We start from the raw sequence: 22,007 nt of genomic DNA, 5'->3' as shown, positions 1-22,007 counted from the left end.
ATTGACGCTGAATTGCGACGGGCGTCAAGCCGCAGAAACGACGGCCTGCGCCAAGCGCTGCACATCATCAGGAGAGGCGTCCCGCGCTGTCGCCTCCAGCATGGAGATATTAGCGTCTTCCACCATCGCTGCCGCCAAGGCTTCAGCGGTGAATTTCGCCTTCTCGTCAGCGTCCAAAACCAGCCTCTGACCGCAGGCTTGCGCGATTTCCTGCAATCGCTCGCCAATCCCCTCCGGCGACTTCACACCGATCAGTTCACACACCCGCTCGAACGCAGTCCGGTTCCCCTCAATTGCCCAGTCCAGCGTGTGAACCAGCGATACCGAAACGGCCCGACCGTGCGGCACCCCAGCGAGCGAGCCCAGCGCGTGACCGATATTGTGCGCTACGGCGCAGCCGGTATTACCAATGGCCAGCCCAGCATAGGCCGCCGCCGCCATCATCCCAGCGCGCGCCTCAATGTTGTCAGGCTGATTGACAGCATTTTCCAGATGCGTGATCGCCTCGACGATGCCACGCTCGGCCAACGGATCGTTGGCCGCGTTGCGGTAACGGTTGGTTCGCGATTCCATTGCGTGAACAAGCGCGTCCAGGCCCGTATAGAATGTCCAATAGGCAGGCAGGCCGACCGTCAATTCTGGGTCCATCAGCGCCATGTCCGGCTTCAGCGGCGGCCCCCAAAACCAGTTCTTTGTGCCGTCCGGCGCGGAAATGATCGAAGTGCCTGTGGTTTCCGAGCCCGTGCCGGCGGTTGTCGGCATGGCAATCATAGCGGTCTTGCGAAACGGCAATTGGCTGGCCGCCAGCGCATAGGGCCCGCAGCCCTCGCCCGTGTGCGCCAGCGCAGCGACCACTTTCGATGTATCCAGCGCCGAACCGCCGCCAAGGCCGACGATGCATGTTGCGCCCATCTCAAACGCCTCTTTCGTGGCCGCATCGACCGAGGCTTCCTTCGGATCGCTCTGCAAATCGCTGAACAGTTTCACCGCGTGGCCTGCACCGGCAACAGAACTTTGCACAGTGCCTGCGTGGCCCATCTGGATCATCACAGGGTCAACCACCATCAGCACCCGCGCCTTCGGCCCGGCAACGGCGGTAACATGGTCTCCGGCTGCCTTTGCGGCCCCCGGTGCAAGCACCATTTCAGGATGTTTGGTCAACGAAAAGGCGGTCATCTTGGCCCCAGGCACTTGAGTCTTCGGACGCATGCGCCCCGTTGCCGACAATCTGCACAGTTTCGGTTCCTACACACAATCAAAACTGCGCATTGGTGTCGCATTTTTGGTCAAATGTCGGATTTCTGAAAAGAGATGTCGCGCCCCTTGCCATCGCCCTCCCGTCATGGCTCACAATACCAACCAACGGCACGGTTGAAGGTGGGCAAGACGCTCGCCAAACCGCTGTTTCAGGGAGAAGATGCGGTGAGTGATTCTGCAGTCGAAACGCCAAGCCGTGGCCGCCGCGGACGTTCTGGTGGCCGCGAGGGCAATGCGCGCCGCGGTGGCCCCGCCATCCGCCAGATGGGCTGGCGCGACAACATCATCAGCGACCCACCGACAGAGCCAATTGACGCCGAGGGCGTGGAGAAAATCCACCACACCGCCATGCGCGTTCTCGAAGAACTCGGCATTGAAATGCTCAATACCGAGGCCATCGAGGTGTTGCGCCAGCACGGCGCGACGGTCAAAGGGTCCACAGTCTTCATGGACCGTGACATGGTGATGGAGAAGCTGTCGACTGTCCCAAGCGAGTTCACCCTCACCCCGCGCAATCCCGAGAAGAAACTGACCATCGGCGGCAAGAACATCGTCTTCGGCAATGTCTCCAGCCCGCCCAATTGCTCCGATCTCGACACGGGCCGCCGCACCGGCACCCACAAGGACTATCAAAACTTCATCAAGCTGACGCAGTATTTCAACTGCATCCATTTCGCAGGCGGCTATCCGGTGGAACCGATGGACATTCACCCCTCCATCCGCCACCTCGATTGCCTCTACGACAAGCTAACGCTGACCGACAAAGTCGTTCACGCCTATTCGTTGGGCGCAGAGCGCGTGGAAGATGTGATGGAGATGACCCGCATCGCGGGTGGTCTGACGCACGAAGAATTCGACGCCACGCCGCGCATGTATACCAACATCAACTCCACCTCACCGCTCAAACACGACCAGCCGATGCTGGACGGCCTCATGCGGCTGGCGCGGCGCGGCCAGCCAACCGTGGTCACGCCCTTTACGCTCGCCGGTGCAATGGCGCCCGTCACAATGGTCGGAGCCGTCACGCAATCGCTTGCCGAAGGGCTCATCGCCGTCGTGCTGTCGCAATGCATCAATCCGGGCGTTCCCGCCGCCATTGGCACCTTCACATCGAATGTGGACATGAAAACCGGCGCACCCGCTTTCGGCACGCCGGACTACGTTCGCGCCACGCAGATCACCGGCCAGATGGCCCGTTTCTACGGCCTGCCCATGCGCTCGTCCGGTGTGTGCGCCGCCAACGTGCCGGACGCACAGGCAACGATGGAAACCATGTTCTCCATGATGGCCGCCGTCACCTCCGGCACAAACATCGTCTACCACGCAGCAGGCTGGCTCGAAGGCGGACTGTGTGCCTCCTATGAGAAATTCATCATCGATTGCGAGATGCTGCAAAACTACCAAGCCTATTTCGATAAAATGGTGGTCGACGACGACACACTCGCCTTCGATGCGATGAAAGAGGTCGGCCATAACGGCCACTTTTTCGGCATCCAGCACACACAAGACCGCTACGAAGAAGCCTTCTACTCGCCCTTCTTGAGCGACTGGCAGAACTATGAAAACTTCCGTGACAACGGCGCGGTATGGACCCACGACCGCGCCAACAAAATCTGGAAGCAAATTCTAGAGGAATTCGAAGCCCCGCCGATGGATGAAGCCATCAAAGAAGAACTCCAAGCCTTCGTTGCCAAACGCAAAGAAGAAGGCGGCGCACCGACGGATTTTTGATCAAAGCCCCGAAAGCTACCAGACAACAGGAAAAGCAAACATGAAATCTCACGCACAAGCGGTCGTCATTGGTGGCGGCGTCGTTGGTTGTTCGGTTCTTTACCACCTCACGAAAGCCGGGTGGAAAGATGTTGTGCTGCTGGAACGCGATCAGTTGACCTGCGGCTCCACATGGCACGCAGCGGGCGGGTTTCATGCGCTGAATGGTGATCCAAACGTTGCTAAGCTCCAAGATTATACGGTCAAACTCTACGACGAGTTGGAGAAAATTTCCGGCGAAACTTGCGGCCTACACCTGACGGGCGGCATAGCGCTGGCAGACACGCCAGAGCGGCTGGAATGGCTGAAAATGAGCCATGCGCGGGGCAAATATCTGGGCATGGAGACGGAAATGATCTCCATGAAAGAGGCCAAGGAATTGCTGCCTCTGATGGACGAGAAACACTTCGTCGGCGCGATGTGGGATCCGATTGAAGGCCACCTCGACCCCTACGGCACCACCAACGCCTACGCCAAGGCCGCCAAGATCGGCGGCGCGGAAATCGAGCTGAAATGCAAGGTTGAAGAACTGAACTGGGACGATACCAAGGGCGTTTGGAACATCGTCACCAGCAAGGGCACGATGACCGCCGAACACGTCGTCAATGCAGGTGGCCTGTGGGCGCGTGAAGTGGGCCGCATGGTCGGCGTGGAACTGCCGGTTTTGGCGATGGAACACCACTATTTGCTGACCGAAGCCATGCCGGAAGTCGCGGCAATCAACGAATCCACCGGCAAGGAAATCATCCACTTCATCGACTTCGCAGCCGAGGTCTATTCCCGCCAGGAACGCGACGGCATGTTGCTCGGCACCTATGAACGCGCCGCAACGCCGTGGTCGCCAAAGGACACGCCGTGGGACTTCGCGCAGGAATTGCTGGAGCCGAACCTCGACCGTATCGCGCCGTCGCTGGAAATGGCGTTTGAGCACTTCCCCGCTTTCGAAAACGCAGGCATCCGCCGCACGGTCAACGGCCCGTTCACCTTCGCGCCCGACGGCAACCCGCTGGTTGGCCCAGTGCGCGGCATCCCGAATTATTGGTCGGCCTGTGCCGTGATGGCTGGCTTTAGCCAAGGCGGCGGCGTTGGGCTTGTTCTGTCGGAATGGATGGTCAACGGCGATCCCGGCCACGATGTCTGGGGCATGGACGTGTCGCGCTTCGGCCCATGGGCGACCCGCGACTACACCAACGCGAAAGTGCGTGAGAACTATTCCCGCCGCTTCCGCATCCGCTTCCCCAACGAAGAGTTGGAAGCCGCCCGCCCAGGCCAGACCACGTCACTCTACGACACACACCTGACCAACGGCGCAGTGATGGGCGATTCCTGGGGGCTGGAAACGCCACTTTGGTATGCGCCAAAAGACGTCGAGGCGAAGGACGTCTTCTCGTTCCACCGCTCAACAGATTTTGAGCACGTGAAGGCCGAAGTGATGAATTGCCGCGAGAATGTCGGCTATTCTGAAATCTCCAACTTCGCGAAATATGAAATCACCGGCCCCGGCGCGCGCGAATGGCTGTCGGAAATCATGACGAACTTCATCCCCAAGCAAGGCCGCTTGGCGCTGACGTCCATGACCAACGAAAACGGCAAGATCATCGGTGATTTCACGATTGCCTGTGCGGGCGCGGAGCATTTTGGCCCGAAGGCGGGCGAAGAACGCTTCCAGATGTGGGGGTCTTCGGCGGCGCAGATCTATCACATGCGCTGGTTTGAGGCGCACCTGCCGAAAGACGGCAGCGTGACCATCCGAAACCTCAATTTGGAGCTCACAGGCATCACCATCGCCGGACCAAACGCGCAGAAAGTTTTGGCGAAGCTGACCGATGAAGACGTCTCAAACGAAGGCTTCAAGTTTATGGATTATCGCGAACACCCCATCGCGGGCGTTCCTGCCAAAACAAACCGCATCTCCTATACCGGCGATCTGGGCTATGAAATCTGGGTGAAGCCCGAATATTTAAGCAAACTGCACGCGGCCATTGTGGAGGCAGGCGAAGAATTCGGCATCAAGCCATTCGGCATGCGCGCCCTGCTCGCCATGCGGTTGGAGAAGCATTTCGGCACATGGTTCAAGGAATTCCGCCCGATCTACACCCCATTCGAGGCTGGGCTGGATCGCTTCGTGTCCAAGAAGAAAAACACATTCATTGGCCGCGACGCGGTCTTTGCCCACAAGGACAACCCGCCCCTCACCCGCATTTGCCTTGGCGTGAGCGGTGCGACGGACGCCGATTGCATTGGTGACGAACCGATCTATCTCGGCGACGAAGTGATCGGCTGGACCACATCAGGCGGCTACGGGCACTATGTCGGCGAATCTCTCGCAACCGGCTACATCCCGACCGATCGTCTGGAAGAGGCGCGCGAACAGGGCGTCGTAGTGGAAATCATCGGCGAAATGTGCGCTGCGCACATCCAGCACGAGCCCCCCTTCGACCCCGAAGGCAAGCGCATGCGGGGCGATTTCTCATAAAGCGGATCAGACCAACCCTGCCCGGTTTTCAGCCGTTGCACCCCAATATGACGCGGGTGCAAGGAAACTAATCATTCACAAAGGCAAATTATCCCTGCTAAGGTGAACGCTAAAGGGCGGCACGAATCCGTGCCAATGGGAGCCATCTATGAAAGATCGTATCGCGTGAGCGCGGATACCATGTTCGCGCGCGATGAAACGGTGCCTGCGCCGTTCGAACGCCATGCGGCGCCGGAGAAGAAATGGGTTCGCGCATTCGCGGCCTACCGGGACACCAGCAACACTCGCGCCATCTACGAACTGGCACTGACAACTGTGCTGTTTGTATCGGCATGGCTGTTGTCGCTCTGGCTCATCAAAACCAGCGTGTGGCTCGGCCTCGCTTCGACGCCCGTGCCAGCCGCCCTTCTGGTGCGCATGTTCGCCATCCAGCACGATTGCGGCCACAACTCCCTCTATTCGTCGCGTGCGCTGAACGACTGGATTGGCCGCGCTTTGGGCGTGGTTACGTTCACACCATATGACTACTGGAAACACGCCCATGCCATCCACCATGCCGGTTCCGGCAATTTGGACAAGCGCGGCTTGGGCGATATCACCACGCTTACGGTAGACGAATACTTGGAACGCGGCCCAATGGCTCGCGCCCTGTATCGTCTATACCGCCACCCCATCACGCTATTTGTGGTTGGCCCTGCCTATATGTTCATCCTCCAACACCGTTTGCCCATCGGTGTGATGACGCGGGGCAAAATGCCGTGGCTCTCAACACAATTTACCAACATCGCCATCATCGTTTGCTCGCTCGCACTCATGTGGCTTGTCGGCTGGCAAGACTTTTTGCTGCTTCAAATCCCCGTGGTGGCGCTCGCGGCATCCTTTGGCGTGTGGCTGTTTTACGTGCAGCACCAATTTGAAGAAACGCACTGGGCCCGCAAAGAAACGTGGAACCGTGAAAATGCGGCGCTCTACGGTTCGTCCTACTACGACCTGCCCCGGCCATTTATGTGGTTGACCGCGAACATCGGCATCCATCATGTCCACCATGTTTCTGCCAGCGTGCCGTTTTTCCGCCTGCCGGAAATCGTGCGGGACTACCCTGAACTGAAGACCATTGGTCGTCTCAGCTTCAAAGACAGCCTGCGCTGCATTCCGCTTACTCTGTGGGATGATACCCACAAAGAGATGATCAGCTTTCGCGCGTTGAACCGCAGGAAGCTGATCGAAGCCTAGCCCACCGCCAGTTCTTCAATTGGTGGGCACGTGCAGACGAGATTTCGGTCGCCATGGACGTTGTCCACACGGCTAACGGGCGGCCAGAACTTGCTGGCGCGCTCAACTCCCACAGGAAACGCCGCTTCCGTGCGGCTGTAACCATGGTTCCACTCGTCCGCCATTAAGTCTTCAGCCGTGTGCGGTGCGTTGCGCATGGGGTTGTCTTCTTTCTCCCAAACACCTTTCTCGATTTTCCCAACCTCTTCAGCAATTGCAATCATCGCGCCGACAAAGCGGTCAATTTCCGCCAGCGGCTCGGATTCGGTTGGCTCAACCATCAGCGTTCCCGCAACTGGCCAAGACATCGTTGGCGCATGGAATCCATAGTCAATCAGGCGCTTGGCGACATCGTCCACGCTGACGTCCGCACGATCCTTGAAGATGCGTGTATCGATGATGCACTCATGCGCCACGCAATCGTTCTCGCCGGTAAACAGAATTGGATAGTGATCACGCAACCGCGCAGCGATGTAGTTGGCTGACAGGATCGCAATGCGGCTGGCCTGCGCGAGCCCCTCACCGCCCATCATCCGCATATACATCCATGTAATCGGCAAGATGGACGCTGAACCAACCGGAGCGGCTGAAACAGCACCTACGCCGCCCTCCTCCACGTGCCCAGGCAAATGCGCCACCAGATGCCGTGCGACGCCAATCGGGCCAACACCGGGGCCACCGCCTCCGTGGGGGATGCAGAACGTCTTGTGCAGATTTAGGTGGCAAACGTCCGCGCCCACATCACCGGGCCGCGCCAAGCCAACCATCGCGTTCAGGTTCGCACCGTCCAGATACACTTGGCCGCCATGAGCGTGCACCGCATCGCAGATCTCTTTGATCCGCGCTTCGAACACACCATGGGTGGACGGATAGGTGATCATCAAAGCCGCCAACCGCTCGCCGTAACTCTCCAGTTTCTCGTGCAGGTCTTTGAGCGAAACATCGCCCGCATCGTTGCACTTGACGACGACAACATCATAGCCAGCCATCTGTGCAGACGCCGGATTCGTGCCGTGGGCGGATGAAGGAATGAGACATATGTCACGGTAACTCTCGCCGTTGGCCTCGTGGAACGAGCGGATAGCCAACAGCCCCGCATATTCGCCCTGACTGCCTGCATTGGGCTGGAATGAGACACGAGAAAAACCCGTGACCGAAGAAAGCCAGCGGTCCAGATCATCAATCATCGCGGCATAACCAGCACGGTGGTCGTCCGGTGAAAACGGATGGATGTTGCTGGTCAATTCCCAACTAACGGGCATCATTTCAGCCGCAGCGTTGAGCTTCATGGTGCAAGAGCCGAGTGGAATCATCGCGCGATCAAGCGCCAAGTCCTTGTCCATCAGTTTACGCAATAGCCGCATCATTTCCGTTTCGCTGCGGCAGGCATGGAATATCTCTTGTGTGAGAAAGTGTTCGTGATTGCGTGCGCTGGGCAACGGGCTGCTTGTCTCGTCAGGCACGTTGATTTCAAACACTTGGCAAAGAGCTGCCAGTTCGAGCGGAGTGGTCGTTTCATCGAAGGCGACCGACACGCGATCCGCATCAATGGCACGGATGGCGATGCCCCATTCCATGGCATCGGACACCAATTGTGCTGCTCTGCCCTTTTCCGTCACGGTGACAGTGTCGAACAATACATCACTGGCCAGCGCATAGCCTTTGGCGGCCAAGCCAGCGGCGAACCGGGCAGCGTAACCGTGCACCCGTTCGGCGATCTCTTTTAGGCCATCCGGCCCATGCCAAATAGCGAAAGCCGCTGCCATATTCGCGAGCAAGGCTTGTGCCGTGCAGATATTCGACGTGGCCTTTTCGCGCCTGATGTGTTGCTCCCGCGTCTGCAAAGCCAACCGATAAGCAGGGCGCCCGTGGGCATCAATTGATTGCCCGATAATCCGTCCCGGTATGAGCCGCGTCAGCGCCTCGGTGGTCGCGAAATATGCAGCATGCGGACCGCCGTTGCCCAGCGGCACGCCAAAGCGCTGCATAGAACCAACGCACATATCCGCTCCCCAATGGGCAGGCTCTTCCATCATCACCAATGCCAAAGGGTCAGCGGCGACAATAACCAGCGCACCGGCTTCCTTGGCCTCCGCAATCAGCTTTTTGCGGTCGTCTATGGCTCCAAAAGTGTTCGGCACCTGCATGATCACAGCGCAGGTATCGCCATCAATTTGATCAGCAAAATCCAGCCCCATCGGCCCCAGACGCGTGTTCAGCACATCCAAAGTCTGTGGGTGCAGCGCGTTTGCGATAAACACTTTGGTCTTTTTGGAACGCGAATGGCGATAAGCAACGCCCACAGCTTCAGCAACTGCCGTGGCTTCATCCAGCAGCGAAGCGTTGGCCACAGGCAGGCCTGTCAATTCGCTGACGAGGGTCTGGAAATGAAACAGCATTTCCAGACGTCCCTGCGAGATTTCCGGCTGATAGGGCGTGTAAGCGGTATACCAACCGGGATTTTCAAGCAGGTTACGCTGGATAACCGGCGGAACAATCGTGCCGTGATAACCCTGACCGATCATTGCCTTGGCGACCGTGTTGCGGCCCATCATTTCAGCCAGTTCGCGCAGCGCAGCTTCTTCGCCAATGCCTTCCGGCATATCGAGAGGCTCGGTTTGGCGAATGGCTGCCGGAATCGTCTGTGCGATCAACGCTTCCAGCGAAGTCATGCCGATGGCGTTCAGCATGTGCCGCTGATCGGCTTCATTGGGCCCAATATGGCGGGCGACAAAGGGCGAGAAGCCGCCACTTGTCTTGGTGGCACCGGTCGTGCGTTTCAAAGTTGTCATATTTGTCTCCCTCGCAGCCAAAGGCCCGTTTCGTCTTGTTCTAGCCGCCAATAAGCGCCTTATAGCCATTTTCATCCATCAGCTTTTCCAATTCAGCAGGGTTGGAAAGTTTCATCTTGTAAAGCCAACCATCGCTTTCCGCAGACGCATTAACGATTGCTGCATCACTCGAAAGCGCTTCATTGATCTCCAAAACTTCACCAGAAGCGGGCGCATAGACGTCAGACGCCGCCTTGACCGATTCGACCACAGCCGCATCGTCTCCTTGCGCGATTTCTGTGCCGACATCGGGCAGATCAACAAAAACCAGATCGCCCAATTGTTCTTGCGCGTGGTTGGTGATGCCGACCGTTGCCACATCGCCATCAACCACGAGCCATTCGTGTTCCTCGGTGTAATAAGTCGTTCCCATAGCTAGTCTTTCCTTCTGCTTATTTCTTATAGATGTGCGCGACGAACGGTACCTTGGTTCGTGTCATGGCAATTCGTTTGCCGCGAATATCTGCAAAAATCGGAGCGTCGGCAGCGGCAATATCCACCATGGCCAGCGCCATTGGCCCTTCAAGCGTTGGCCCAAAGCCGCCGGATGTAACCTTGCCAACGGCAGCGCCCGCTTCATTCACCAAATCCGCGCCACCACGCACGGGCCGTCCTTCTGGCACCAGCCCGATGCGCATCCGTTTGCGCCCTTGCTCAATCGCTTTGCTCAGCGCTTCTGCCCCGATAAAGCCGCCATCGTGGCGCAGTTCTTTAGCAATTGCCCAAATCAGCCCCGCCTCGTGGGGCGTCGTGTCTTCATCCAGATCGTTGCCATAAAGCGAAAGCCCGGCTTCCAATCGCAGGGAATCTCGTGCACCCAAGCCAATCCACTCAACCCGCGCATCAGCCACCAAAGCCTTGGCAAATTCGACAACTTCATCTTCCGGCAGGCCAATCTCAAAACCATCTTCGCCGGTATAGCCCGTGCGCGAGACAAACCAGCCCTCTTGCGGCTCACCACCCGTCATAAAGGCCATTGAGGCAACATCGATCCCTTGGTTTGTCAGCACGGTCTCGGCAAGCGGGCCTTGCAAAGCAAGAAATGCCCGCGGAACCACCGATACCTCCACCGCAAAGTCTTTCGCGACAGCGCGAATATGCGCTTCGTCTTTTTCAGCGCAACCTGCGTTGCAAACCAGCAAATACCGATCCGCTCCCAAGTTCGTAACGATCAGATCATCAATAATGCCCGCCCGATCGTTCAGAAAAAACGTGTATTTACAGCTCCCCAGAGGCTGCTCTGCGGCCTCATAGGGGCAAAGCCGCGAAATGCAGGCAGCCGCATCAAGGCCGCCGATTTCAACGTGCATCATGTGAGAAATATCAAACAGGCCAGCGCTGGTACGGGTGTGCAAATGCTCCTTCATCACGCCAAGCGGATAGAAGAGCGGCATGTCATAGCCAGCAAAGCCGCCCATTTTGGCGCCAGCGCCAACATGCATCGCATGCAGCGGAGTTTGTTTAAGCGGTTCGGTCACGTCCCAGCCATCCACACAAGAGCATGCCGCCGCACCATCGCGACCGCATACCCCTCTGTCTTTGGCCTGAGAGACTCGCGGGGAAGTTTCCCGCTTACACCTTCGGCGCGGACCAGACGGCCCGACTTTCCAGAGTGCATGGAAGCTTCAGACCTGCGCCCTACGCTCCGCTGTCAACGGTCCTTTTGCCTGAGAGATTATGGGTGTTTTCACCTTCGGCGGCAGCGCACTCAAAACCCTAGGCGCCACGCTCTCCCACTGACAGCCCGACTGGAGTCGGCCAGCGCTTAAACGCTATTCCACTTTCTTTCCCTTGTCACCACCCTGATGAACGCTCTTCACTGTTCGGTAAAGCGTCAAGCATTTGTGTCGCATATCCGTCCCCATTTGCCGAGGCGAATGTCGCTTTTCACTCTATCCGAACACTTGGCGCGGCCGCATCATCTTCCGGACAGACGGGAGAACACCGCTATGAACATTCACTCCAAATTCGGTCGTCACAAGCGAAAGATCGAGCCTTGGGTGATGCCGGAACATCCCGGCAATGGCGCAGGCCACGATGCGCTGGAAGCCTATTCACGGGCTAAGGCAGCGGCGATGAATCAACATCTGATCGGTTACGGCGAACTGGCTGAATCGGAATGGAAATCAGCAGGTCTGCCCGCGCCCGATCTGAACGCCATGCGTCATTATCGGCTTGACCGGATCCGCGCCGAACTGCGCAAACGCGATCTGGCGGGCATACACCTTTATGATCCGCTTAACATCCGTTACGCGACCGACTCAACCAACATGCAGTTGTGGACCACCCACAACCCCGCCCGCTGCGCTTTCATCGCGACGGACGGGCCAGTGATCCTGTTTGAATTCCACAATTGCGAGCATCTGTCAGACCATACAGGCGTGGTCGACGAAATACGCGGTTGCACAGCCTGGTTCTATTTTGAAGGCGGCAACCGCTCGTTTGAATTTGCCGAGAACTGGGCGCGAGACGTTGCCGATCTGGTGCGAGAGTACGGCGGCGGCAACATGCGCTGCGCCTTCGATCAGGTCGACAGCCACGGCGTCCCATATTTGGAGAAGTTTGGTGTCGAGGTTGTCTATGGCGAAGAGGCGATGGAAGAAGCCCGTAAAATTAAGTCCTCAGACGAAATCATTTGCATGCGCCGCGCCATTGTTGCCTGCGAAGCCGCTATGGGCGAGATGGAAAAGGCTCTCACCCCCGGCATGAGCGAAAACGATCTTTGGGCCGTTCTTCACGCGGAAAACATACGCCGCGGCGGCGAATGGATAGAAACACGCCTTCTTGCCTCCGGTCCACGCACGAATCCGTGGTTTCAAGAATCATCCGCTCGAATCATCGAAGAAGGAGATATCGTCTCTTTCGACACCGACCTCGTCGGCCCGTACGGATTTTGCTGCGATATTTCCCGCACATGGCTTGCCGGAGATGGCAAACCCACAAATGAACAATGCGATCTGTATCAAATCGCTGCCGATCAAATTCAGACCAATAGCGCCTTGTTGAAACCCGGCATGAGTTTCAAAGAATTGTCACTGACCGCCAAACAGGTGCCAGACGACTGCATGCCCACCCGGTATGGCGTGCTGTTCCACGGTGTCGGACTGTGCGACGAATATCCATCAATCCGCTATGCCTGCGACTACGAAGGCCATGGCTATGACGGCGTTTTAGAGCCCGGCATGTGCGTCTGCGTTGAAAGCTATGTTGGCCGCCACGGCGGCGGCGAGGGGGTGAAGCTGGAAGACCAAGGCATCATAACCGAAACAGGCTATGAGCAGCTATCCGCTTATCCGCTCGACAAGCGCCTCATGGGCAAGGCGTAATTGAACGACTAGGCCGCGCAGTTTCCTCCCAACCACGCGGCCCTGCTGATGTGGGAGCACTTGGACACTCCGGTTCAGCATGTGCCGATGTCGAGGGGGCATCGGCACATGGAGAAACGCTAATAGTCGTGGTTTGGTTCGCTCTATCTGCGGTCACAGATTTTGAAGCGCCGCGTAGTCAGCGTTTTGCGCGTCTACGATGGTTCCAAGCCGCAAAGGCTTACAACGAGCCTCTGTTTGAGCGAGGGCAACGACCTTTGTGAGAATTGCACCCATCGCTTTCGCTTCGTCGGAAGAAAATCGCTTCGAGCAAATGAAAGGTAGCGACGGAAATTCTGGCGCCCACGCAACCACCTCCAGTTTGGCAGCAACATTGCGGTCAAAACGGCGCACCATATCCCAACAAACCGCGTCCAGCGCTGCGCAATCAGCCTCTCCCCGCGCAACCATTCGCGCCGACTCACGATGGCTGCCGCTCATCCTCGTTTCTCCGAAGAAGACCTCAATGTCGTCCACCAATGGCTTCAAACACCGATAACCTGACAGAGAATCACGACCGTTGAACGCCAGCCGCTTGCCGGCAAAATCAGCCAAGCCAACATCTCCACCCCGTCGCGCTACGATTGCGCTGCGATATGTGCCCTGCCCGCAGCCCTCAACCGCATAACTTGGTCGTCCCAAAAGGTGAACGTTGTCTTGCAATTGGGTGATGTATGGGTAGCCGCAGGTCTGGCTGAAAAGCAGATTGTCAGCCCTCCAATGGGCCAAGACATCTGCCGGTCGAGACAAATGATCAGGCGCATCAAAACCTGCGGCTAACAGTTGGCCTCTAAGCAATTCCCAGAAAGCCGCAGTCGCCTTTTGCTGCTCCTGCCAGTCATACATCGGCAAAGATGCGATCAGGCTCATTCGGTCGCCATTGTGTCTCTTCGGGTGGGATTACGGTGCAAAAACGGATGATCGACAGGCTGTTTGACACGGAAGGCAAAACGGCGCGCGATTTCGCTGTAGCCATGAAACAATGTGTTTTCGTTCGCTGCCAGAAACTGAGCGCGACGCTCACGATAAAGCGATGGCAGATTGTACCAAGCGACGGATGGATTGGCGTGGTGAACGATATGGAGATTGTTGTTGAGATAGAGCAGTGCAAGCGGCGGTACAGTTTCCACGATGGCGGAGCGCGCGCCCACATTTTCCGCTGCCTGATGCTCTGCATACGAGCGCATGGCGGTAAGTGCCAAAGCGGGATAGACAACACCAAGGGCATAAGCCCACAGCGGCATCCCAAAAACGAATGTCACAATCGCAGCCACTGCCAAAATGCCGGGAACGTGCAGTGCCCAAGCACGCCTGACACCGCGCTCGTTTGCCCTTAGCCGCGCAATTTCGGTGCGGCTAAAGCCGATAATGGTCAGTGCGGGACCAATAACCAGTCGACCAACGAATGTGTTGTTCGCCGCAAACAGCCATTTCATCACTGGCCGCATGGCCTGATAGTGCTGCACTGGCCAAAAATAACTCTCGGGATCCTCATATGGGTCCGTCAGGTTCATATCGTTGTGGTGTTTCAAGTGTAGATCGCGATACCGACGATAGGGAAAGACACCCGCCAAGGGCAAGCTAACAAGGCTTTCATCGATCACCCTCTGGCCCGTTGGATGTCCGTGGATCGTTTCGTGCTGAAGCGATGTGTGAAAGGCGGCGACAATTGGAAGAACAATTAATCCAAGCCACCAGAACCCGGTTTGCCACGACAGCCCAGCCAACAGCCAAAGGCCATAGCAAGCAGCCATCAGGCCGATTGTTTGCCATTCGATGTTTTTAAAGAAGTCCTGCCTCATATCCTGCATAACACATGCTCCCCATCCACCACGTTGTGAACATTGGGATAATCGCGCTCAAATTTTGAATTCCGCAAGCGATTTTTATTCTTTTGCATACGAATGCAATCATTGCGCCGCCCCATCAATCAATATAAAGATTTCATTATATCATTGAAGATCGGACCTCTCCCATGCCCACCCCCCTCGCAGACCTCATTGCCGAGCGTGGCGTACTGCTCGCCGATGGCGCAACCGGCACTAACTTTTTCGACATGGGGCTGCAATCAGGCGATGCGCCGGAGCTGTGGAACGAGGATGAGCCGGAAAAGGTCAAAGCACTGCACCGCTCTTTCGTGGAAGCCGGAGCAGACATCATTCTCACCAACACATTCGGCGGCAACCGCAATCGGCTGAAGCTCCACAACGGACAGGATCGGGTTCACGAATTGAACTTGGCGGCTGCCAAACTGGCCCGCGAAGTTGCCAACGAAGCCGACAAGAAAGTTCTGGTTGCTGGCTCCGTCGGCCCGACAGGCGAACTCTTCGTTCCGCTGGGAGAATTGACCCACGAAGACGCCGTGTTCTCGTTTCGCGAGCAAATGGAAGGGCTTAAGGCTGGCGGAGCCGATGTGATCTGGATTGAAACCATGTCAGCGGAAGAAGAAATCCGCGCCGCTGCTGAGGCTGCACAGGCAACCGGCATGGAATACGTCTTTACCGCCAGTTTTGACACCGCAGGCCGCACGATGATGGGCATCACACCATCACGTTTGGGCAACATTGCCGAGAGCCTTTCTCCACCGCCCGTCGCTGTCGGTGCAAATTGCGGCGTTGGTGCTACCGACCTGCTCTACTCAGTGCTCGACATGACGGGCGAAGGGCCAACCTCGGACAAAGGCTCAATTGCCGTTGTCGCCAAAGCCAATTGCGGCGTCCCGCAAATCAAAGGCGGTGACGTGGTGTATTCGGGCACGCCCGAACTCATGGCACGCTATGCTGAGTTGGCTGTGGATTCAGGCGCGAAAATCATCGGTGGTTGCTGCGGCACATCTGCAGATCATTTGGCGGCCATGCGTGTGGCATTAGACCATCATAAAAAAGGCCAGCGCCCCGCTTTGGAGGCGCTGGTTGAAGGCACTGGAGCCTTGGTCAACGAGATCAGCACGGCTTCTACCGAGCCAAAACCCGCCGGTGGCGGACGCCGTGGAGGTCGCCGCCGCTAACGCTCGCCTCAAAACTTGAAGCGAAGGCCGCTCATAACCGAATGGCTGTCGAGCGAGACATCTGTGTCGGTGCCATCGACTGCGGTTAGTTCCACGTTCTCTATGCCAGAATAACGATAGCCAATTTCAAAGTCGATTGTTTCAGTTACAGCCACACTTGTGCCAAGTCCAACCTGCCAGGCAAAGCCGTAACCGCTGTCATCGATAGCCGTGACGGGACCGGCCGGCAGTCCAGCGGTGGGCGCGGCCAAGTTGATACCGTAATTGTCGAAATCCAACTGCGCCATGCCGATACCTGCGCCGACATAGGGTTTGAACGTGCCCAGATCGAAATCATAATAGCCGTTCACCAGCCCAGTAATCGCCGTGGCGTCGCCAAATGCATCTGAACCGCCGAAGCGGGTATCGAGTGCAGTGAGCCTATGGGATTCAACATCAAACGAGGAATATCCAAGTTCCAATTCACCGCGGAATCCGTTGCCGAATTCCATACCAGCAGCGACTGCACCGGAAAGGTTCCAGTCTTCATAGGCAGTTGAAACGCCGGTAGGCACATCTGCCGCCGTATCAAGGCCAAACGAAGTATCATCCGGCAGCGCAAACCCAAGCCGTGCAGCGACGTAATAGCCATAGAGTGCCGCATCTTCGACCACCGCAGGAGGTGGAGGGGTTGGGTCTTGCTCAATTACCGCGTCAGCGGCGAAAGCGAGGGGTATGGATACGCCACTCATCGCCAAGGCGGCAAAAATGCTTTTTATGGGGGAAGTTTTTGCGAAAGTCGTTTTCATGATCGTTCTCTTTCCTTCTGCGGTCGCGGACGGGGATTGCCGAACCTGTGGAATGAGAAAGAGCTTGTCGCAGTGCTGTGATTGCAATGTGGAGACGCAATTCAATGTTGGCGACAGCCTGAGACACAAATTGCAAGACTGCCACCTAGACGCCGCCTTGATTGCCTCAGTGTCGCCAAATAGATGAACGAATGTTTATGCCGCATCAGCACTTTGCCGAACGCCGCTGAATCACTTTAGCACGTGATCAAAAGCCGTAATTCAGCCCTTGATGGCCGAACGCCACACTTCCTTGTGAATGAACTCCGCGATGGTTTCGCGGCTATTCGCTTCCCGACAATGTGGCGCCCTGACCTCGCGTGTTCAACTGAACGCATCGGGCATTGAGTTCTTCTTCTGAGCGATAAATTCGTCCAAAGCCTCACGAATACCCTCATCCAAGGCGGGTGCTTCGTGCTCTTCTATCCATTTACGGGCGATAGCATTGGCGCGTTCGGGAGCCGACTTTGAGCCTTCAACTTCCCATTGCTCGAACGAATTGTTGTCCGAAATGGTTGAGGCGAAGAACGCCGTCTTGAAGTTGTTCTGCGTGTGTTCAGCGCCAAGATAGTGGCTAACAGGACCAAGGCCAACTTCGCGGATCGCATCCAGTGCCTGGCCGTTTTCGTCAACTGACACGCCTTGCGCCATTTTCTGTTGCGCGGCGAGTTGGTCGCAATCCATGACAAATTTCTCGAACGAGGACACCAAGCCACCTTCCAGCCACCCGGCCGCGTGGAGCGAAAAGTTCACCCCACCCAAAAGCGTTGCGTTCAGCGTGTTGGCACTCTCGTATGCTGCCTGCGCATCGGGCAATTTCGAACCCGTCAAAGAACCGCCCGAACGGAATGGCAGATTGTATTTCCGCGCAAATTGCGCGGCACCGTATAACACTTGGCTCGGCTCGGGCGTGCCGAAGGCTGGAGCGCCCGATTGCATGGAAATTGATGTCGCAAAGGTGCCCATAATCACCGGCGCACCGGGTCGGCAAAGCTGCGAAAAGGCGATTGCTGCCTGCGCTTCCGCTAAAACCTGAGTTAACGTGCCCGCGACTGTCACCGGAGACATGGCACCGCCCACGATAAACGGCGAAATAATACAAGCCTGCCCTGCACGGGCATACACTTTCAACGAGCCCAGCATAGTATCGTCCATCACCAGCGGTGAGTTGATGTTGATGAGCGAAGTGACAACGCAGTTGTTGTCGACGAAATCATCGCCAAACAGGATCTTTGACATTGCCACAGTGTCTTCCGCCCGTTCCGGCGCGGTCACTGACCCCATATAAGGCTTGTCCGACAGCGTCATGTGAGCGTGGACCATATCCAGGTGACGCTTATTGACTGCAATATCCGACGGTTCAACAACGGTGCCGCCACTGTGGTGCATAGCGGGCGCTGCGTAGGCCATTTTCACGATGTTGCGGAAATCTTCGATGGTGCCGTAACGGCGAACACCATCCAGCGCGCGCACGAAAGGCGGACCATAAACGGGCGCAAACACTGTATTGTGGCCACCAATCTCCACATTCCGCTCAGGATTACGTGCGTGTTGGGTGAATTGCGACGGTGCCGTCTTCATCAATTCGCGACACATGCCCTTTTCAAAACGCACCCGCTCACCATCAATCTGGGCTCCTGCGGCCTTCCACATGGAAATCGCCTCGGGATCATCACGAAACTCGATGCCGACTTCTGCAAGAATCGTATCGGCATTGCGTTCGATTATCTCCATCGCTTCTTCGTCGAGAATTTCGAACGTATTAATTTTGCGCTGAATGTAAGGAAGCTGAACCGCCTTACCGCCACTCCGTTCGGCTCTTCGCGCCGCAGCACCGCCTCCGGCGCCTCCGCGTCCACCCCTGCCTCTTCTGCCCTCAGCCGCTTCAGCCATTGTTCGCCTCTTAAAAATCCTGCGCGGAAAAACTGCTGCAATATCCCTGCCCGTCTACTCCGGCAACTGCCTGCCAGCGTCACCCCTTGGCGCATTGGCGATATAGTCGCGACAGGACAACAGGTCGCAATCGTCTTTGGTCAGGTCGCTTTAGGAAAGGTTGAGACTTTTGTTGCAAAGGTATTCTATGACAATGCAGTGCTGCCTTGGTGGAGGAAAATTCCATGGCTGACGAAGAAGAAATCATCCTGTCCGAACTGACCACCGAGGAACTCGTGCTGCAAATGCACGACGATCTCTATGACGGCCTGAAAGAAGAAATCACCGAAGGCACTAATATTCTGCTTGAACGCGGCTGGCAGCCCTATCAGGTACTCACAGAGGCCCTCGTTGAAGGCATGCGGATCGTCGGTGAAGATTTCCGTGACGGCATTCTGTTCGTGCCAGAAGTTCTGCTTTCAGCCAACGCGATGAAGGCGGGCATGAACATTCTACGTCCGCTTCTGGCAGAGACCGGCGCTCCCAAACAGGGCAAGATGGTTATCGGCACCGTGAAGGGCGACATTCACGATATTGGCAAAAACCTCGTCGGCATGATGATGGAAGGCGCGGGCTTCGATGTGATCGACCTCGGCATCAACAACCCGGTTGAAAACTACCTCGAGGCGCTGGAAGAACATCAGCCAGACCTACTCGGCATGTCAGCGCTGCTCACCACCACGATGCCCTATATGAAGGTCGTGATCGACACGATGGTCGAAAAGGGCATACGTGATGATTACACCGTCCTTGTCGGCGGCGCACCCTTAAACGAGGAATTTGGCGCAGCCATCGGCGCAGACGCCTATTGCCGTGATGCAGCAGTCGCCGTTGAAACCGCCAAAGACTATATGGCGCGCAAGCACAATCAGCGCGAAAGCGCTTAGCGTCTTGGCAACAGGAATTGAGACAAGGGCGCTTTCAAGCGCCCTTTTTCGTTTATGAGCAAAACAGCAAAACAGCCTGAAAAGACTCGCATAATCGGATGCGGAATGATCGCGCGCGAGATTCTTGCCGTGCAGCGGGCCGGCCAGTTGGACCACCTTGATCTGAAATGCTTGCCTGCCATGTGGCACCACCACCCAGAACGCATCGCGCCGGGCGTGGAAAAGGCCATCAACGAGGCTCGCGCGGAAGGCTTTGACAAAATATTCATCGCATACGCCGAATGCGGCACGATGGGGCAGCTCGACAAGGTTTGCGAAAAGCACGGTGTTGAGCGGATTGAAGGCCCGCACTGTTTTTCATTCTACTGGGGCAATGACGCCTTTGCGCAGGCCGAAGACGAGCACATGACAGCCTTCCTGATGACGGACTTTCTGTGCCGCCATTTCGAAGCTTTTTTCGTCAAACCGCTGGGCCTAGACCGCCACCCGGAACTGAAGGAAATGTATTTTGGCAACTACGAGAAGCTGATTTACCTCGCCCAGACGGAAGACCCTAAACTCGAAGCCGTCGCGCGTTCCGCCGCTCATTATCTTGGCCTAGCCTACGAGTACCGCTTCACAGGATACGGCGATCTGGTTCCGGCATTAAACTTGACCAAAGCATGACACCCGCTCACCTTCGCATCAGGAGGACTAAGACATGGACAGGTTCGATTACATCGTTGTCGGTGGCGGATCCGGCGGTTGTGCGGTGGCTTCGCGGCTGAGCGAAGACCCGAATACGAGCGTTTGCTTGATCGAAGCGGGTGGCGAAGGAAAGAACGTTTTGAGCCGGATGCCAGCTGGTGTCGCGGCAATCCTGCCCTACCCCATCCTCAACTACGCCTACAAAACGCTCCCCTCCCGCAACTCTGGCAACAAGGCCAAATTTCAACCAAGAGGCCGCGCTCTTGGCGGCTCCAGCGCCATCAACGCAATGCTGTATGTGCGCGGCCATCGCGGCGATTATGACGAATGGCGCGATCTTGGTTGCTACGGTTGGGGGTGGGACGACGTGCTGCCCTATTTTAAAAAGTCAGAGACCAATGAACGCGGTGGAGATGCATTGCACGGCATTGACGGCCCGCTGAACGTGGCAGACCCACGTTCACCCCATGAAATCAGCCATGCTTTTCTGAAAGCAGGCGAGGAATTGCAGATACCCACCAATCCGGACTTCAACGGCGAAACGCAAGAAGGTTTGGGGTTCTTCCAGGTCACCCAGAAGAACGGCGAACGCCACAGCGCAGCTGCCGCTTACATCTGGCCCCATATGAACCGCAAAAATTTGACAGTTCTAACCAAGACTCGCGCTGAAAAGCTGCTGTTTGAAGGCACCCGCGCCGCGGGCGTGCGCGTGACCAACAAAAGCGGCACACGCGATCTTCATGCCGGTTCTGAGGTCATTCTCGCAGGCGGTGCATTCAACTCCCCGCAATTGCTCATGCTGTCTGGCATCGGCCCAGCCCAACACCTGAAGCAACACGGCATCGGAGTCATAGCGGACCGCCCACAAGTGGGCGAAAATCTCCAAGATCACGTCGACTACATCACCGCCATCCGCTCGCCCCGAAAGGATGTATTCGGCCTATCAATTTCGGGCACCGTCGACATTTTCAAGGGGGTTTTCGATTGGCGCAACAAACGAACAGGCAAGCTCACCACGACTTTTGCGGAAACCGGCGGTTTCATCAGGTCTTCTCCGGACATAGACCGCCCGGACCTGCAATTGCATTTTGTCGTTGGCATGGTGGACGACCACAACCGCAAACTGCATCTAGGACATGGTTTTTCCTGCCACGTCTGCGTGCTGCGACCCAAAAGCCGCGGCACTGTTCGCCTTGCCGGTCCGACCAGCAAAACCGCCCCCGCTATCGACATGAATTTCTTCGGTGAGCGCGAGGATTTCGACACAATGCTGCGCGGCTATCATGCCATGCACCGCATTCTCGATGCCCCGGCCCTTAAACCATGGCGCGGGAAAGACCTCTACACCGAAAAGGTGGCGAACGAAGCCGAACTGGAGCGCATCATCCGCGAGCGCTCCGACACCGTCTACCACCCCGTAGGCACGTGCCGGATGGGCAGTGACGCGGATGCGGTCGTTGACCCGCAATTGCGCGTCAATGGGGTTACAGGTCTTCGCATTGCAGACGCCTCGATCATGCCACGGTTGATCGGTGGCAACACCAACGCTCCGACAATCATGATAGGCGAAAAATGTGCCGATATGATCCTCAACCCCTAACAGCGCCGGGAGGTCGCATTCGCGCTTGGAGTGCGTCGTGCTTGCACTAGGAATCTCGACGTAAAACCACCATTTTCGACATCAGAAAATGCACAC

General features: G+C 56.9%; 16 protein-coding genes and 2 riboswitches. Of the genes, 8 read left to right on the top strand and 8 right to left on the bottom strand.

Annotation, left to right across the window (positions count from 1 at the left end):
• Positions 1 to 24: 24 nt before the first annotated feature.
• Entirely contained in the window at positions 25 to 1,176 is a 1,152-nt protein-coding gene (locus tag ACFQ14_RS15040; protein ID WP_377213570.1) for an iron-containing alcohol dehydrogenase, read from the bottom strand.
• Between the two features lie 246 nt (positions 1,177 to 1,422).
• Between ACFQ14_RS15040 and ACFQ14_RS15035 the strand changes: the two genes are divergently transcribed.
• The 3 genes from ACFQ14_RS15035 (at position 1,423) to ACFQ14_RS15025 (ending at position 6,736) form a co-directional block, all read left to right on the top strand.
• Positions 1,423 to 2,988 carry a trimethylamine methyltransferase family protein gene (locus ACFQ14_RS15035; RefSeq protein ID WP_377213569.1) on the top strand — a complete coding sequence of 522 codons (1,566 nt, stop codon included), beginning with the start codon at positions 1,423 to 1,425 and terminating at the stop codon, positions 2,986 to 2,988.
• A gap of 40 nt (positions 2,989 to 3,028) precedes the next feature.
• A complete protein-coding gene (locus ACFQ14_RS15030; protein WP_377213568.1) occupies positions 3,029 to 5,503 on the top strand; it encodes a GcvT family protein in 2,475 nt (824 codons plus the stop codon).
• A 165-nt stretch (positions 5,504 to 5,668) separates the two neighbouring features.
• Positions 5,669 to 6,736, top strand: coding sequence for a fatty acid desaturase family protein (locus tag ACFQ14_RS15025; RefSeq protein WP_377213567.1), 1,068 nt, complete (start codon positions 5,669 to 5,671; stop codon positions 6,734 to 6,736).
• Here ACFQ14_RS15025 and gcvP read toward each other — a convergent pair.
• From gcvP to gcvT, 3 genes are read right to left on the bottom strand one after another with little or no spacing between them, the layout of a single operon-like run.
• A complete protein-coding gene (gene gcvP, locus ACFQ14_RS15020) occupies positions 6,733 to 9,567 on the bottom strand; it encodes an aminomethyl-transferring glycine dehydrogenase (RefSeq protein WP_377213566.1) in 2,835 nt (944 codons plus the stop codon). The genes ACFQ14_RS15025 and gcvP overlap by 4 nt on opposite strands.
• Positions 9,568 to 9,607: 40 nt before the next feature.
• The gene (gene gcvH / locus ACFQ14_RS15015) at positions 9,608 to 9,979 is read right to left on the bottom strand and encodes a glycine cleavage system protein GcvH (RefSeq protein WP_377213565.1); all 372 of its coding nucleotides are present in this window, start codon (positions 9,977 to 9,979) and stop codon (positions 9,608 to 9,610) included.
• Positions 9,980 to 9,998: 19 nt separating this feature from the next.
• A complete protein-coding gene (gene gcvT, locus ACFQ14_RS15010; RefSeq protein ID WP_377213564.1) occupies positions 9,999 to 11,084 on the bottom strand; it encodes a glycine cleavage system aminomethyltransferase GcvT in 1,086 nt (361 codons plus the stop codon).
• Positions 11,085 to 11,129: 45 nt separating this feature from the next.
• A riboswitch (glycine riboswitch) is annotated at positions 11,130 to 11,227 on the bottom strand.
• 24 nt (positions 11,228 to 11,251) lie between these two features.
• Positions 11,252 to 11,352, bottom strand: a riboswitch (glycine riboswitch).
• 203 nt (positions 11,353 to 11,555) lie between these two features.
• On the opposite strand from gcvT, the gene ACFQ14_RS15005 reads away from it, so the two are divergent.
• A complete protein-coding gene (locus ACFQ14_RS15005; RefSeq protein ID WP_377213563.1) occupies positions 11,556 to 12,932 on the top strand; it encodes a M24 family metallopeptidase in 1,377 nt (458 codons plus the stop codon).
• Between the two features lie 153 nt (positions 12,933 to 13,085).
• Here the strand turns inward: ACFQ14_RS15005 and ACFQ14_RS15000 are convergent, their stop codons facing one another.
• Both ACFQ14_RS15000 and ACFQ14_RS14995 read right to left on the bottom strand, forming a co-directional pair.
• Positions 13,086 to 13,841: a phosphate/phosphite/phosphonate ABC transporter substrate-binding protein gene (locus tag ACFQ14_RS15000; protein ID WP_377213562.1), complete on the bottom strand. Its 756-nt coding sequence runs from the start codon at positions 13,839 to 13,841 to the stop codon at positions 13,086 to 13,088.
• Positions 13,838 to 14,782 carry a fatty acid desaturase gene (locus tag ACFQ14_RS14995; RefSeq protein ID WP_377213561.1) on the bottom strand — a complete coding sequence of 315 codons (945 nt, stop codon included), beginning with the start codon at positions 14,780 to 14,782 and terminating at the stop codon, positions 13,838 to 13,840. Before ACFQ14_RS14995 ends, ACFQ14_RS15000 begins: the two co-directional genes overlap by 4 nt.
• 164 nt (positions 14,783 to 14,946) lie before the next feature.
• Here ACFQ14_RS14995 and bmt point away from each other — a divergent pair, with 164 nt between their 5' ends.
• On the top strand, positions 14,947 to 15,978 hold the full coding sequence (bmt, locus tag ACFQ14_RS14990; protein ID WP_377213560.1) for a betaine--homocysteine S-methyltransferase: 1,032 nt from the start codon (positions 14,947 to 14,949) through the stop codon (positions 15,976 to 15,978).
• An 8-nt stretch (positions 15,979 to 15,986) separates the two neighbouring features.
• On the opposite strand, the gene ACFQ14_RS14985 is transcribed toward bmt, so the two are convergent.
• Together ACFQ14_RS14985 and ACFQ14_RS14980 are read right to left on the bottom strand one after the other, a co-directional pair.
• The gene (locus tag ACFQ14_RS14985) at positions 15,987 to 16,766 is read right to left on the bottom strand and encodes an outer membrane protein (protein WP_377213559.1); all 780 of its coding nucleotides are present in this window, start codon (positions 16,764 to 16,766) and stop codon (positions 15,987 to 15,989) included.
• A 363-nt stretch (positions 16,767 to 17,129) separates the two neighbouring features.
• Positions 17,130 to 18,698 carry a trimethylamine methyltransferase family protein gene (locus ACFQ14_RS14980; protein WP_377213558.1) on the bottom strand — a complete coding sequence of 523 codons (1,569 nt, stop codon included), beginning with the start codon at positions 18,696 to 18,698 and terminating at the stop codon, positions 17,130 to 17,132.
• A gap of 224 nt (positions 18,699 to 18,922) precedes the next feature.
• Between ACFQ14_RS14980 and ACFQ14_RS14975 the strand changes: the two genes are divergently transcribed.
• The 3 genes from ACFQ14_RS14975 to ACFQ14_RS14965 are packed head-to-tail and all read left to right on the top strand — an operon-like array spanning position 18,923 to position 21,911.
• Positions 18,923 to 19,624 carry a corrinoid protein gene (locus tag ACFQ14_RS14975; protein WP_377213557.1) on the top strand — a complete coding sequence of 234 codons (702 nt, stop codon included), beginning with the start codon at positions 18,923 to 18,925 and terminating at the stop codon, positions 19,622 to 19,624.
• 54 nt (positions 19,625 to 19,678) lie between these two features.
• On the top strand, positions 19,679 to 20,290 hold the full coding sequence (locus ACFQ14_RS14970; protein ID WP_377213556.1) for a DUF1638 domain-containing protein: 612 nt from the start codon (positions 19,679 to 19,681) through the stop codon (positions 20,288 to 20,290).
• A 34-nt stretch (positions 20,291 to 20,324) separates the two neighbouring features.
• Positions 20,325 to 21,911 (top strand): GMC family oxidoreductase, encoded by a 1,587-nt coding sequence (locus tag ACFQ14_RS14965; RefSeq protein ID WP_377213555.1) that lies wholly within the window; start codon positions 20,325 to 20,327, stop codon positions 21,909 to 21,911.
• Positions 21,912 to 22,007: the final 96 nt, after the last annotated feature.

Origin of the sequence: Pseudahrensia aquimaris, from assembly GCF_042676045.1 — a bacterium.
Lineage (GTDB): Bacteria > Pseudomonadota > Alphaproteobacteria > Rhizobiales > Rhizobiaceae > Pseudahrensia > Pseudahrensia aquimaris.
This window is presented reverse-complemented; position numbering and strand designations above follow the sequence as displayed.

Excerpts from the sequence above, each read along its gene's own strand:
- bmt (WP_377213560.1), top strand. The coding sequence starts at position 14,947 with ATGCCCACCCCCCTCGCAGACCTCATTGCCGAGCGTGGCGTACTGCTC.
- ACFQ14_RS15030 (WP_377213568.1), top strand. The coding sequence starts at position 3,029 with ATGAAATCTCACGCACAAGCGGTCGTCATTGGTGGCGGCGTCGTTGGT.
- gcvP (WP_377213566.1), bottom strand. The coding sequence starts at position 9,567 with ATGACAACTTTGAAACGCACGACCGGTGCCACCAAGACAAGTGGCGGC.
- ACFQ14_RS14970 (WP_377213556.1), top strand. The coding sequence starts at position 19,679 with ATGAGCAAAACAGCAAAACAGCCTGAAAAGACTCGCATAATCGGATGC.
- ACFQ14_RS14975 (WP_377213557.1), top strand. The coding sequence starts at position 18,923 with ATGGCTGACGAAGAAGAAATCATCCTGTCCGAACTGACCACCGAGGAA.
- ACFQ14_RS14980 (WP_377213558.1), bottom strand. The coding sequence starts at position 18,698 with ATGGCTGAAGCGGCTGAGGGCAGAAGAGGCAGGGGTGGACGCGGAGGC.
- ACFQ14_RS14995 (WP_377213561.1), bottom strand. The coding sequence starts at position 14,782 with ATGCAGGATATGAGGCAGGACTTCTTTAAAAACATCGAATGGCAAACA.
- ACFQ14_RS15000 (WP_377213562.1), bottom strand. The coding sequence starts at position 13,841 with ATGAGCCTGATCGCATCTTTGCCGATGTATGACTGGCAGGAGCAGCAA.
- ACFQ14_RS15005 (WP_377213563.1), top strand. The coding sequence starts at position 11,556 with ATGAACATTCACTCCAAATTCGGTCGTCACAAGCGAAAGATCGAGCCT.
- ACFQ14_RS14965 (WP_377213555.1), top strand. The coding sequence starts at position 20,325 with ATGGACAGGTTCGATTACATCGTTGTCGGTGGCGGATCCGGCGGTTGT.
- gcvH (WP_377213565.1), bottom strand. The coding sequence starts at position 9,979 with ATGGGAACGACTTATTACACCGAGGAACACGAATGGCTCGTGGTTGAT.
- ACFQ14_RS14985 (WP_377213559.1), bottom strand. The coding sequence starts at position 16,766 with ATGAAAACGACTTTCGCAAAAACTTCCCCCATAAAAAGCATTTTTGCC.
- ACFQ14_RS15040 (WP_377213570.1), bottom strand. The coding sequence starts at position 1,176 with ATGACCGCCTTTTCGTTGACCAAACATCCTGAAATGGTGCTTGCACCG.